This is a genomic window from Dactylosporangium sp. CA-233914 (genome assembly GCF_050942935.1).
In the GTDB taxonomy this organism is placed as follows: domain Bacteria; phylum Actinomycetota; class Actinomycetes; order Mycobacteriales; family Micromonosporaceae; genus Dactylosporangium.
The window spans coordinates 9,477,688-9,490,138 of sequence record NZ_CP192030.1 but is presented as its reverse complement, the minus strand read 5'-3'; the positions used below and the strand labels follow the sequence as shown (position 1 = coordinate 9,490,138).

The window sequence follows — 12,451 nt, the reverse complement described above, 5'->3', positions numbered from 1 at the left end:
CTCCTACGAGAGGGGTCGGAATTGTCCACCGCAGACATCACTCGCCGGCGCGCGCCGTACGGCATGGAGTACGCCCGTATCGAGGTGCCGGACCTGGCGGCCACCATCGAGTTCCTGCAATACCACGTCGGGCTGCAACTCGAACAGCACGACGACGAGTACGCTTACCTGCGGGCCGACATCGAACACCACAGCATCGAACTGATCAGCATCCCGCACCGGGAGAGCGCGCACACGGTGGCGGTGGGCTTCAGCGTGGAGTCCGACGAGGTCCTCGAGGACCTTCGGGAGCGGGTCACGGCCGCCGGCCACGAGGTGCTCAGTCTGGCCGAGCGGATGAAGGGGCTGTGCTCCCGCGGCTTCGCCGTACGCGATCCCAACGGCCTGATCGTCGAACTCTTCACCGAGTTCCAGGAGTACGCCGAGCCGCCGCTGATCGAGCTGCGCCCGCTGGACCTGGTGCACCCGTTCATCGCCACCGACAGGTACGACGAAAGCCTGGAGTTCTACACCCAGGTGCTCGGGTTCATGCCGTCGGACTACGTCGGCGACGTCACGGTCTTCCTGCGCGCCGAGGACCGCTACCACCACAGCCTGGCGTTGCAGCGCAACAAGGAGTACTACGTCGCGCACCTCTGCTTCATGATGAAGAACTTCGACCACGTGATGCGCGGCCGGGCTCGGGCGCAGTACAAGCAGGTGCCGATCGCCTCCGACCTGGTCAACCACTCGGCCTCGACATCGATCGCGTTCTACATGCACGATCCGAAACACGGACCGCGCTATGAGTTGTGCGACGGGCACCGGGTCTTCACCCCCGAGGAACACAAGACGCACCGGGCCCGGCGGATGGCCGTCGACCCCCGCAACATCGACGTCTGGCGCCCCGCCGCCGACGACTGGGGTCGCTTCTGACCCGGGGGACCCTCTTGCCGAGTTCGTGGACACACCAGGCGTGTTCCGTGATGCCGGGGTAGGTACTGATAGATCATCGTCGCTGGTGAGGTGAGGTCTCGATGTCGATGCCCTCGCCCCGCCCGCGCCGAGCAGGCCACCGACGGCCTGGAAAGCCGACTACCGCGCCCGCGCCGTCATCGAGGTCGCGGTCTGCGGCACCCGCCACGCCCGCTCCGCCGGGGTGGGCAACGTCGGCCTCGAGCATGCCTCGCCGCCGCCATCAACCATCCGCCTCGATGCCTGGTGGGCCAGCACACCCCTGAAACGCGCCCGAGCCGCCCACCTGAGCAGGCTCAACCTCGCGCTCGCTGCGTGCCAGGTCCTGCGGGGGCTCAACATTCCCCGGAATGCGTGAGGCGACGGGCCTCATGAATGACACGGATCTCGGTCTGCCGGCCTGCGGAAGCGGTCGCCGTACGCATACTCGACCGGACGTAACGCGGTTCTGGGGCCGCGAAGCGCTCAGCTGCGAAAGCCTCCTCAAAGTGTCCTACCGGATCACTTGACAAGATGGCGTCTCGCATAAAGGATTCGATCAATAGTGTTTCACGCTGATTAACTGTCGATACGGCCGCCGTATCTGCGTCCGTGATCGAGACGTACGTACCGCCAACACCCCCTTCTTCCAACGATCGCCACCAAGCGAGCCAGCGACGCGGAACGCCGCAGCCAGGACTGCCGGCAAGCCAGCGCCGGCGATGGTGCGTTCCCGCGGGCTGCGCCGCCTGGTCGGTGAGTGATGCCAACGGAGGACATGCCCATGGGTTTCCCCGTGGAGTCAGCAGTACGGATCACCGGCGCCAATCAGCCGGGCTTCGAGCAGATACTCACGCCGGACGCGATCGCGTTCGTCGCCGAGCTGCACCGGCGCTTCGGCGCGCGCCGCGACGAACTGCTCGAGCTGCAGCAGCGGCAGCAGGAGCGGATCGACGCGGGGGAGACCTTCGGCTTCCTTCCGGAGACGGCCGCCGTGCGCGAGGGCGACTGGCAGGTGGCCCCGCCCGCGCCGGGTCTGCTCGACCGCCGGGTCGAGATCACCGGACCGACCGACCGCCGGATGACCATCAACGCGCTCAACTCCGGTGCACGGGTCTGGCTCGCCGACCTCGAGGACGCCAACTTCGACGGCTCGTGGGTGGCGCATCCGGACCTCGTACCGCTGTGTCGTGACGAGTTCGACCGCGTCCTGGGCGCCGCGCCCCACCAGATCGGCAAGACCCGCGACGATGTTGTGCCCGATGCCGCAGCCCTGCTCGACCTGGCGTCCGCGGGAGCGACGGTGACCGAGGACGGGCTGCGGAACAACGTCAGCGTGGCGCTGCAGTACCTCGCGTCGTGGATGAACGGCACCGGCGCGGTGGCCATCTTCAACCTCATGGAGGACGCGGCCACGGCCGAGATCGCCCGCTCGCAGGTGTGGCAGTGGATACGGGCCGGCGTGGTGCTCGACACCGGACAGGTGGTCACCCGGGAGCTTGTCGATCAGGTCATCGACGAGGAACTGAACAAGCTCGACGGCGTTGCCGCGGCGCGCCCGCTGTTCGTCGAACTGGCCCTGGCCGAAGACTTCGCGGACTTTCTCACCCTCCCCGCGTACGCGCGGATGTCCTGAAAGGAACAGGTTGATGGCACAGATCGTAGGCGGGCCCGCGGCGTGGCGTGGGCCGGAGATCGCCGACTTGCCGGACTGGAAGATCGAGCTGACCCCGGCACACGTGGCCGAACTGCACGCTGCGCTGGCCGGGGTGGACCGGCCCGGGATCGGACTACGGGAGATCACCAAGGAGCGATTCCCGCTCCCGACGCTGGGCACGGTGCTCGCCGGAATCGTCGACGAGCTCGTCGACGGCCGTGGCTTCCTGCTCCTGCGCGGGGTGCCCGTCGAAGGGCTGACCGAGCGGCAGACGGAGCTCATGTACTGGGGGATCGGGCTCCACGTCGGCATCCCGATCCATCAGCGGGGCGAGGACGACCTGCTGATCCACGTGCGCGACCAGGGCGTGGACCGCAACGACCCGCTGGTACGGGGCTTCCAGACCGCGGCCCGCCTCGACTACCACGCGGACTCGTCGGACGTGGTCGCGCTGCTGTGCATCCGACCGGCCATGCGCGGCGGAGTCAGCACGATCATCAGCTCGGTCGCGGTGCACGACGAGATCGTGCGGCGCCGCCCCGACCTCGCCGACCTGCTGCACGAGCCGTGGTGGCACGACCGCCGATCCGGCAACGGTCCGGAGAGCTTCTTCCAGTGCCCGATCTTCGCGATCGAGGACGGCCGGCTGTTCGCACACTACGGGCGCGCCTACATCGACTCCGCGCCGCGCGGCGAGGGCGTGCCGGAGCTGACGCCGCAGCAGATCGAGGCCATGGACCTGCTCGACGAACTGGACAACTCGCCGGATTTCCCGCTGAACATGAACTTCGCGCCGGGCGACATCCAGTTCCTGAACAACTACACGATCATGCACGCCCGGACGGACTACGAGGACTACCCGGAGCCCGAGCGAAAGCGTGACCTGATCCGGCTGTGGCTCGTCCTCGACCGGGAGTTGGGGCTGCCGAAGGACTTCGTCGAGGGCGGGATCGTTCCCCGTACCGTCGCACGGCACGGAGCGGCCAGATGAGACTCGCGCGCATCGGTGCCGTGCTGACCGCGGTCAGCGTCTTCGCGCTCTCGGGATGCTTTTCCGACGGCGGCTCCTCCAGCAGGACCGACGCGTCGCTGGGCGCACCGCTGCGGGTGACGCAGATCGGCTTCCCCAACGAAATCACGCTGGTGTGGGCACTCAAGAAGAAGATCTTCGAGAAGCACGGCGTTGCCGTGGAGCCGGTTACCCTGGCGTCCTCCGCGTCGGCGGTCGCCGCAGCCGACTCTGGCCAGGTTGACCTGGCGTTCTCCGGCGGATGGGGCGCGATCCTCGCGGCCTCGCAGGGCATCAAGGTGAAGATCGTGATCGGTGCGTACTTCAACGCGACGCCGCCAGACCCGAAGCGTAGCCGGGGTGTCTTCGCGACCACGAAGAGCGGCGCGAAGACCTACTGCGACTTGGTCGGCAAGACCGTCGGGGTCACTGAACTGAACGGACCGGGCCAGATCTACCTCAGCGCGGCGGTCCGTAAGGCCGGGTGTGACGACACGAAAATCAAGTATGTGAACATCCCAAGCGCACAGATGGCCACCTCGATGGAGCGCGGCGCGGTCGACGCGATCAACGCCAGCGGCGTTGTCGGCCAGACGCTGGTCGGCAAGGGTGCTGCGATCTGGCTCGGCGATCCATACTCCGACGTGCAGGGACGGGTCAACTACGGAAGCTACGTCGCGTCGGAGAAGTTCGCGGCCGGCAACGGCGAGAAGCTCAAAAAGTTCCGGGCCGCGATGGACGAGGCGCTGCAGCAGATCAAGGATCCCGCGAACGAGGCGGAGTGGCAGGCGATGGCGGCCGAGTTCGGCAAGACGACCGTCGAGGCCATCCGGGCCAGCCAGTTCGAGGACCTGTCCAGCGAGGTGGACCCGGTCGCGCTGCAGAAGACGGCCGACATCGCGTTCGAGTTCGGCGCGATTCCCCACAAGGTCGACACCTCAAGCCTGCTGTACGAGCCGGCTGGATGAACACCGTGCGAAGCGGCTGGCGACGCGGCCAGCCGGTGATGTGGGGCGTGGCGGGACTCTGTCTCGTCGTCGCCGGCTGGTCCGCCGTCGTAGCGGCGGGCGTCGTGCCCGCGTCGGGCCTGCCCAGCCCGCTCGCGGTGTCCCAGGCGTTGTGGGGCCTGCTCAATGACGCCGACTTCGTGCGCGAGTACGTCGACACGCTCTCGACCTGGGCGGTCAGCCTGGGCCTCGCCGCGGTCATCAGCGTGCCGGTCGGCCTGCTGATCGGCTATTTTAAGCCGCTGGCCCAGGCCAGTGCCCTGGTGATCGACATTGGTCGCGCGCTGCCCGTGGTCACGCTGATCCCGGCGGCGATCGTGGTCATCGGCCTCGGGCCGCAGATGAAGATATCAGTGGTGGCCTTTTCGGTCTTCTGGATCATTCTGGTCAACACCATGTACGGCGTGCGCAGCGTCGAGCCGCTGACGTTGAAGGTGGCCCGGGCGCTGCACTTCGGCCGGCTGGAGACGATCCGCCGTGTACTCCTGCCCGCCACGCTGCCGTACGTGGTGACCGGCATCCGGGTCGCCACCGGGATCGCGTTCGTGGTGACGCTGAGCGCCGAACTGCTCGGCGCGACCAGCGGCGTCGGCACCGTGCTCGTGAGCTACCAGGAGGCGCAGCGGGTCGACTCGGTCTACGCCGGCGTCCTCGCGGTGAGTATCACCGGCATGGTGCTCAATATCTCGGCTCAGCTAGTGGAACGGCGCGTCATCCGCTGGCGCCCATCCAGGCAGGAGTGAGCGGTGCGCAGAATCGCCGTCCGGTTCGTCTCGTACGTATGGCTCGTGGTCGCGCTCGTACTCGTGGCCGAGGTCGTGTTGCGCTGGCGCGCCTCGGACTTCACCCCACCGCCCAGCCGGGTGGCCGATGCGTTCGTCGACCTCTGGCTGAGCGGGCCGGCGAGCCAGTTGTTCGTCTCCGACGCGTTCATCGCCGACGTCGGCCCGAGCATGTACCGCTTGGTGCTCGGCTACGCGCTCGCCATCCTTGTCGGCACGTTCGTCGGTGTGCTGCTGGGCCGCAGCCGGCGCGCGGAATGGCTGTGCGTGCCGCTGGTACGCCTCGGCGTCGCCACCCCGGCCGTGGTGCTCATCCCGATCGCGATCGTGTTGCTCGGCATCAACGATCGGATGCCGATCTTCGTGATCGCGTTCGGCTCGATCTGGCCGGTCCTGTTCAACACCATGGACGGGGTCGCCAGCGTCGATCGGCTGACGCTCAACAGTGCAAGGGCGATCGGGTTGCGCGGGCTCGACCTCTACCGGTTCGTGGTGCTGCCGGCCGCGCTGCCCCGCATCCTGACCGGTGCGCGGGTCAGCCTGGGAATCGCGGTGGTGCTGATGGTCAGCTCCGAGTTGTACGCGTCGACATCAGGCGTCGGTTACGAGATCCTCCTGCAGCAGCAAAAGTTCGATACGCCAAAGATGTTCGCCGGAGTGGTCATGGCTTGTGCGATCGGCATCCTGCTCAACGCGCTCTTCGCCCTGTATGAGCGGTGGGCGGTCCGTGGGCGGCCAACGGTAGGGAGATAAGGAAGATGAGCAACACGGGTACGGCCACCGCGGCGCTTGTCGTCGAGGGGCTGTCCAAGACATATGGCGCCAACGGCGTCGACCACCGGGCCATCGAGCGGGTGGACCTCGAGGTCTATGCCGGCGAGTTCGTCTCGATCGTGGGACCGTCCGGAAGTGGCAAGACCACGCTGCTCAATTGCGTGTCCGGGCTGCTTGCCCCGAGCTCGGGTCAAGTCCGCTCGTTCGGTGAGCCGATCGGTGACGGGCCGTCCGCGGAGATGGCGATCGTGTTCCAGGACTACAGCCGTTCGCTGTTCCCGTGGTTGACGGTTGAGCGCAACATCGGGTTGCCGCTCAAGCGAACCGGCGCCGGCAAGGGCGACGTGGCCGCTGCGGTCGACAGTCTGCTGGAGTCCGTGGGCCTGCCGCGATCGGTGATCGGCAAGTATCCGTGGCAGTTGTCGGGCGGTATGCAGCAGCGCGTGGCGATCGCTCGCGCGCTCATCAACAAGCCGAAGATCCTGCTGATGGACGAGCCGTTCGCCTCGGTCGACGCGCAGACCCGGATGAGCCTCGAGGACCTCACGTTGCGGGTCTGGAAGGAATGGAACAAGTCCATCCTCTTCATCACCCACGACATCGACGAGGCGATCTACATGTCCGACCGGGTGGTGGTGCTCAGCAGGGGCCCGTCGACCGTGAAGGCCACTGTGGACGTCCCACTGCCGCGCGACCGTGACCAGATCGCCACCAAGCAGGAGCCCTTGTTCGGCAAGCTCCGGAGCGAGGTGATGGATCTCGTCATGGGACAGTGAGTGGTGTGGGAACGCGGCCCGACGAGCAGGCTCATCGGGCCGCATTCCCGTGCTCGGTCCGGTCCGTGACGGGTTCTCCAACCGGATCGTGGCGGCTTCTGTGCAACTCGTCAGGTGGCTGGTGGGTGTGTGCTGGTCGGTTGGCGGGTATGCGGACTGAGCCGGGTCGGTTTTGCCGGCCCGGCTCAGTCCCTGCGCCGGGTGGTGGGGGCTCCGCCGGGTGTTCCGCGTCGCTACGTAGATCATCGAACGGGCTGGTCCCTGTGCTGGTGGCGGGCTCCCGGCAGCGTGCGATCGAGCCAGTTGTCGGCGGTTGTGCCGTAGGCGCTGCTGGTGTGTTCAGGCGGCCACCGCCTGGGTGTGTCGGCTGGTGGCGTGGAGCAGGCCGGTGGCGATGTCGGGGTGGAACGGCCAGCGGCGGGTGACGATGGCGTGCAGCCAGCGCAGCGGGGTGTCGCGGCGGGACAGTTGGGTTTGGTCGCGGAAGGTGGCCGAGGCGTTCTCGGCCGGGTTGAGGCCGGCGTGTTCGACCACGCTGCGGGCGGTCGCGAACCGGGTCAGGTCCCCGGTTTCGGCCAGGATCCCGCCGCGCCGACCGCGGACAAGGTGACCAGCAGGGGTGGGACTGGCGCTACTTCGCTCGTGCGAATTCGGGGACCGCAGCCGCCGCGTCGAACTCCGGCTTCAGGACGCCGGCCTTCTTGAACTGCTGTACGGCGTTGTCGAAGGCCTTCATGTCGATGTAGCCGGAGTACGCGATCTCGGCGACCTGGGTGAGTGTCTCCGCCGGGGTCTTGCAGTACTTGGACAGGATGGCGAACTTCTCGGTGTTGTTGGCCGGCTGCTTGGCCGCGTCGGCGGCCTCCTGCATGGCGGCGACGAACTTCTCGGCGGCCTTCGGATTCTTGGACAACCACGACGACGTCACGGCGTAGAGCGCGTTGGGAGTCGCCCCGACCTGTTCGAAGGTGGGGTTGCCGATTGATTTGCCCTTGCCACTTGCGGTGATCTTCTGGACGCTCGCGGCCGTGACGGCACCAGCGTCGACCTTTCCGTTCTCGACGGCCGGCTCGATGTCGGCGAAGCCGAGGGCGACGAACTTCGCGGTCGACTTCTGCCCGGTGGCGGCCTGGATCCATGCCTCGATCAACGTCACGATCGTGCCGCCGAGATCATTGACGGCGATTGTTTTCCCCTGCAGGTCCGCCGGGCCGGCGATGCCCGAGCTGTTGTTCACGATGATCCCCTGGCTGTCCTTGGTCGTTTCACCGCCGTCCGAGATGATCTTCATGTCAACGCCCTCCTGGATGGCGGTGAGCAACGCCTGAGGACTGACGAAGGCGACATCGGTCGACCCGCCCTGCAACGCCGCGATGCCCGCGGAGCCGGACTGGACGTTGACGAGCTTCACGTCGATTCCGTGCTTGCTGAAGATGCCCTTGTCGAGCGCGTAGAGGGACAGTTCGTTGCACAGCGACAGCGAGGTCACGCGCAGGGTTGTCGTTCCCCCGGATTCCGCGCCGCCCGCCTCGGCAGAGGGCGAGGCCGACGTACATGCCGAGGCACCGGCGGCAATTAACAGTGCGGTGCTGATCGCCGCTGTGGCTCTGAGTCTTGACAGCATCTTCTGTTCCTCCTGAGCAGGGTTCGCGATTGTGGGTGCATGGGTTGGCTTTACTGCACGGTCGTCTCGGCGGGACGCATGATCTGGCGGAAGATGTCACTGCGCAACTGCGCGAAGCGAGGTTCGAGCTTGGTCCTCACCTGGTCCCGGGGACGGGGCAGGTCGATGCGCAGATCGCTGACGAGGTGGCCGGGGTTCGCCCGCATCACCAGCACCCGGTCGCCGAGATACACCGCCTCGTCGATGTCGTGCGTCACGAAGACGACGCTCATCTGGTACTCGTGGCGTACGCGCAGCACGAGATCCTCGAGGTCGGCGCGAGTCTGGGCGTCGACGGCCGCGAAGGGTTCGTCCATGAGCATCACGTCCGGACGCACCACGAGCGCGCGGGCGATAGCCGTACGCTGCTGCATGCCGCCGGACATCTGCCACGGATAGAGGTTCTCGACAGCGTCGAGTCCGACCGCGGCGAGTGCCGCGCGAACCCGCTCGGCCGTCTCCGCCCGAGACAGCTTGGCGGCCTTGCCGGCGATCGCGAGGTTGCGGCGGACGTTCATCCAGGGAAACAGCGATCGGCCGTAGTCCTGGAAGACGACGCTGAGACCGGCGGGTGGGCGGACCACCCGCTTGTCGCCGAGGCGTACCTGTCCGCTGGTGGGTGCCAGCAGACCGCCCATCATCATCAGCATGGTGGATTTGCCGCACCCGCTCGGCCCCACGACGCAGACGAACTCCCCCTGGCCGATCGTGACGGAGGTCTCCGCGAGCGCGAGCCGGGGTTCTCCCTTGGCGCTCGGGTAACTCTTCGAGATGCTGTCGACAATCAGGTTCATGACGCGTCCTTTCGACGCTCCGGCTTCACAGTGCGCCCAGGCCGGTGCGACGCTGCCAGCGCAGCACCCGGCGCTCCAGCCGGGCGGCGGCGAGGTTGAGGATGAGGCCGATGATCGCGATGAGCAGGAATGCCGACCACATCGGCAGGTATCGGAATCTCTCCTGTGCGCGCAGCACCTCGTAGCCCAGGCCTTCGGTGGTGGCGTAGAACTCGGAGATGATGGACATGATCAGCCCCACGCCAATGCTGATCCGGATGCCGGCCATGATCTGCGGGGCGGCGGCGGGCAGGATCACGCGCGAGTAGAGTTGCCAGCGGGAGAGGTGAATGCTGCGGGCGCTGCGCAGCCAGGACTCCTTCACCGCGCCCACCCCGTCGGCAGTGTGGATCATGATGAGCCAGACGGTGCCGAAGAAGATCACGAAGATGTTCAGGCTGTCCGAGACGCCGAAGACCTGTAGCGCCACCGGCAGCAGCACGACCTTGGGCGTGGCCAGCCAGAACCGGATCATTGGGCTGTACATGCCCCGGATGATCGAGTTGCGGGCGACGAGCACGCCGCCGACCACGCCGACGACGAACGCCAGGAGCATCGCTCGGATCAGCCGCCACATGCTCGGCACCACGGTGGCCCAGAAATGGTCGGAGAAGAACGCCTGGGTGACGTCGGTGGAGAGCCAATCCCGCCGGAACTGTCCGGCGATCGCGGTGACCGGCGGGAAGAAGAGCGTCGGGTTCGCCCGGGCGTAGAGCTCCCAGAGCACCAGCACCACCACCAGCAGCCAGCCGTTGCGCAGCGACCGGACTGCCGCCCGGATGCGCTTGCCCAGCTGTGGATCTGACCGTTGCCGCGATTGTGCGGTAACGGGTTCAGACTTGGCGGTCGCGGCCTCGGCGATGGGGCTAGTCAACGGACTTCCACTTCACGATGCGGTGCTCCAGCCAGGTGATGGCGCCGTAGACGATGACGCTCACGACGCCGACGATCAGGGTTCCGGCGATGACGTAGTCCGAGCGGCCGGCGCGCTGGTACGACACCAGGACCGTGCCGACCCCGGACAGCGCACCCAGCAACTCGGTGCTGATGACCACGACCAGCGCGCTTCCCGACGCGATCCGGATACCGGTGAAGATCGACGGCAACGCGCTCGGCAGGGAAACGGCGAGCTGAGTGCGCAGCCAGGAAAAGCGCATCGACCTCGCCGCGTCGACGCGCATCGGTTCGACGCTCGACAGACCGTAGATCGTGTTGATCAGGATCGGCCACACGATCGCGTAGACCGCTACCGCGACCTTCATCTCGGTGCCCAGGCCCCACAGCAGGATCGCGATCGGGATCAGGGCGGTCGACGGGATCGCCCGGAAGGCATCCACCGTGACCGCCGTCGGGGCGGCGAGCCCGGGGATCGTGGACGACAGAGTTCCGATCACGACCCCGGTGAGTGTCGCCAGGCCGAGCGCGATCGCCCACGTCTGCATCGTGTCGAGAAGGCCGTTGCGGAACTCGGCGGCGGCGATCAGCTGCGGAACGCGGCCGAGTACCGGCACGGGGCCGGAGAGGGAGTTCTCGGGAATGAGGTTCACCACCCGGATCAACTGCCAGGCGAGCAGTACCGTGAGCACGCCGAGGAGGCCGAGCGTCACCGAGCGGAGTCGTCTTCCTATTTCCATGTCATCCCTTCCGGCCCCTGCCGTTACCGACCTACAGGCCCCAGTCGAAGCGGGGCAGCGCCGCGAGGCGGATGCTGAACCGACCCCGGTCGTCGACGGCGTTCGCGTCGCGCGTCTCGGTGCGGGACTTCACCACGTGCCGGCCGAAGTTCGGCGCGAGCGGGCGCCCCACGTCGCGCTTGAGCCAGAGCCGCATCAGGTGGCGGCGCCGTCCCTGCTCCGGCCAGTCGACGAATGCGGTACGGGAGTGCAGTGCGGCGTAGTTCAGCAACCACTGGATGTCGCCGGGGCGAAAATCCATGTCCAGTGCGATCCCGGGCACCCGGGCGATGTCGTCGAGCAGGTGCAGCAACTCGACCTGCTCGTCGGTTAGCCGGGGCACCTCCGGATAGTCCTGCGCCGAGAAAATGATCTTGCTGCCGGCGTAGATGCTGAACGTTCCCTCGACGTTGCTGACGATCGGCGAGGTGTAGTACGGCGCGGGCGCGTCGTGATCCTGCTTGTACCAGTCGAAGTACCACGGCTCCAGCAGCAGGTGGGCCAGCTCGGGGCGGCGGGTGAGCACCTCGTTGTAGAGGGTTGCGCCGCTGACCAGGCTGCTCGCCCCGCCGGCCTTCGCCGAACGCAGGCACATCAGCGCGACCACGTCGGAGCTGTCGGAGTGGAAGTCCAGCTCGTCGCGGATCTTGGAACCGAGGGCGGTGGGGTCCTTTCGGGTCTTGTCGGAGGTGGCGAGGATGTGGTCGAGAAGGTCGCCCAACTCGTTCTGCCGCATCGGGTTGCCGAGGTGGAGCCCGAGCACGAAGAAGATCGCGGCCGAGACGGCGTCGCTGTAGTGCTCGACGCGTAGGCCCCGGACGAGGACGAAGCCGGGGCCGTTGTCGAGGTCCGCCGCCCACCGCTTGAGGCCCGCCTCGCAGGTTGGCAAGGGGTACTGCTCGGCGGTGACGGTCCGCAGATCCGGGTCGTCGTCCACGAAGGCTCGCCCCACCCGCTCCAACTCGGCGATCTCGGGGTCGCTCAGCTGGTACTGCCAGGAGGTGCTGTCCGCGATCTCGTCACCCCGCCACGCGGCGGGCCCGTCGATGCGGTTAAGAATTGCTGTCATTGAATGCTCCCGAATGTAAAGTCGTCAGCGACCCACGGCGCTGCTTTGGACGAGAATCGGCGCAGACGGCCGGGCGTCCATCACTGGGAAAGAGAATTGTCAGGTCTGTTCGACGGCGGTTACCGCCGGAACATGGAGCCGATCGCCGCCGGTCGAGCGTGGCCGCGCACTATCGGACGGCCCGCGACGCGCTGCGGGCTGCGGGCTGGGCATTCAAAAGAGAATCATGATGCCGCCGACGGCGGCACCATAGCGAATGCCATGACGCTTCGGGT

13 protein-coding genes are annotated in these 12,451 nt (G+C 67.0%); 7 read left to right on the top strand and 6 right to left on the bottom strand.

Annotated features, from left to right (window positions below; genetic code table 11):
- Window positions 1-21: 21 nt before the first annotated feature.
- The 7 genes from ACQPY0_RS42090 (at window position 22) to ACQPY0_RS42060 (ending at window position 6,938) form a co-directional block, all read left to right on the top strand.
- Entirely contained in the window at window positions 22-915 is an 894-nt protein-coding gene (locus ACQPY0_RS42090) for a VOC family protein (protein WP_432974089.1), read from the top strand.
- 802 nt (window positions 916-1,717) lie between these two features.
- Window positions 1,718-2,569, top strand: coding sequence for a hypothetical protein (locus ACQPY0_RS42085; protein ID WP_432974087.1), 852 nt, complete (start codon window positions 1,718-1,720; stop codon window positions 2,567-2,569).
- 13 nt (window positions 2,570-2,582) lie between these two features.
- Window positions 2,583-3,581: a TauD/TfdA family dioxygenase gene (locus ACQPY0_RS42080; RefSeq protein ID WP_432974085.1), complete on the top strand. Its 999-nt coding sequence runs from the start codon at window positions 2,583-2,585 to the stop codon at window positions 3,579-3,581.
- A gap of 20 nt (window positions 3,582-3,601) precedes the next feature.
- A complete protein-coding gene (locus ACQPY0_RS42075; protein ID WP_432974083.1) occupies window positions 3,602-4,567 on the top strand; it encodes an ABC transporter substrate-binding protein in 966 nt (321 codons plus the stop codon).
- Window positions 4,564-5,349 carry an ABC transporter permease gene (locus tag ACQPY0_RS42070; protein ID WP_432974081.1) on the top strand — a complete coding sequence of 262 codons (786 nt, stop codon included), beginning with the start codon at window positions 4,564-4,566 and terminating at the stop codon, window positions 5,347-5,349. The genes ACQPY0_RS42075 and ACQPY0_RS42070 overlap by 4 nt, the downstream gene beginning before the upstream one ends.
- Before the next feature lie 3 nt (window positions 5,350-5,352).
- The gene (locus tag ACQPY0_RS42065; protein ID WP_432974079.1) at window positions 5,353-6,141 is read left to right on the top strand and encodes an ABC transporter permease; all 789 of its coding nucleotides are present in this window, start codon (window positions 5,353-5,355) and stop codon (window positions 6,139-6,141) included.
- Window positions 6,105-6,938 carry an ABC transporter ATP-binding protein gene (locus ACQPY0_RS42060; protein ID WP_432974077.1) on the top strand — a complete coding sequence of 278 codons (834 nt, stop codon included), beginning with the start codon at window positions 6,105-6,107 and terminating at the stop codon, window positions 6,936-6,938. Before ACQPY0_RS42065 ends, ACQPY0_RS42060 begins: the two co-directional genes overlap by 37 nt.
- 339 nt (window positions 6,939-7,277) lie before the next feature.
- Here the strand turns inward: ACQPY0_RS42060 and ACQPY0_RS42055 are convergent, their stop codons facing one another.
- The 6 genes from ACQPY0_RS42055 to ACQPY0_RS42030 form a co-directional block, all read right to left on the bottom strand.
- Entirely contained in the window at window positions 7,278-7,472 is a 195-nt protein-coding gene (locus tag ACQPY0_RS42055) for a hypothetical protein (protein ID WP_432974075.1), read from the bottom strand.
- Window positions 7,473-7,569: 97 nt separating this feature from the next.
- On the bottom strand, window positions 7,570-8,562 hold the full coding sequence (locus ACQPY0_RS42050; RefSeq protein ID WP_432974073.1) for an ABC transporter substrate-binding protein: 993 nt from the start codon (window positions 8,560-8,562) through the stop codon (window positions 7,570-7,572).
- A gap of 50 nt (window positions 8,563-8,612) precedes the next feature.
- Window positions 8,613-9,395 carry an ABC transporter ATP-binding protein gene (locus ACQPY0_RS42045; protein ID WP_432974071.1) on the bottom strand — a complete coding sequence of 261 codons (783 nt, stop codon included), beginning with the start codon at window positions 9,393-9,395 and terminating at the stop codon, window positions 8,613-8,615.
- A gap of 25 nt (window positions 9,396-9,420) precedes the next feature.
- Window positions 9,421-10,308 carry an ABC transporter permease gene (locus ACQPY0_RS42040; RefSeq protein WP_432974069.1) on the bottom strand — a complete coding sequence of 296 codons (888 nt, stop codon included), beginning with the start codon at window positions 10,306-10,308 and terminating at the stop codon, window positions 9,421-9,423.
- The gene (locus ACQPY0_RS42035) at window positions 10,301-11,041 is read right to left on the bottom strand and encodes an ABC transporter permease (protein WP_432974067.1); all 741 of its coding nucleotides are present in this window, start codon (window positions 11,039-11,041) and stop codon (window positions 10,301-10,303) included. The genes ACQPY0_RS42040 and ACQPY0_RS42035 overlap by 8 nt, the downstream gene beginning before the upstream one ends.
- Before the next feature lie 58 nt (window positions 11,042-11,099).
- Entirely contained in the window at window positions 11,100-12,176 is a 1,077-nt protein-coding gene (locus ACQPY0_RS42030) for a TauD/TfdA family dioxygenase (protein WP_432974065.1), read from the bottom strand.
- Between the last annotated feature and the right edge of the window lie 275 nt (window positions 12,177-12,451).

Coding starts and splice junctions, on each gene's coding strand:
- ACQPY0_RS42080 (WP_432974085.1), top strand. CDS start 2,583: ATGGCACAGATCGTAGGCGGGCCCGCGGCGTGGCGTGGGCCGGAGATC.
- ACQPY0_RS42050 (WP_432974073.1), bottom strand. CDS start 8,562: ATGCTGTCAAGACTCAGAGCCACAGCGGCGATCAGCACCGCACTGTTA.
- ACQPY0_RS42030 (WP_432974065.1), bottom strand. CDS start 12,176: ATGACAGCAATTCTTAACCGCATCGACGGGCCCGCCGCGTGGCGGGGT.
- ACQPY0_RS42045 (WP_432974071.1), bottom strand. CDS start 9,395: ATGAACCTGATTGTCGACAGCATCTCGAAGAGTTACCCGAGCGCCAAG.
- ACQPY0_RS42070 (WP_432974081.1), top strand. CDS start 4,564: ATGAACACCGTGCGAAGCGGCTGGCGACGCGGCCAGCCGGTGATGTGG.
- ACQPY0_RS42085 (WP_432974087.1), top strand. CDS start 1,718: ATGGGTTTCCCCGTGGAGTCAGCAGTACGGATCACCGGCGCCAATCAG.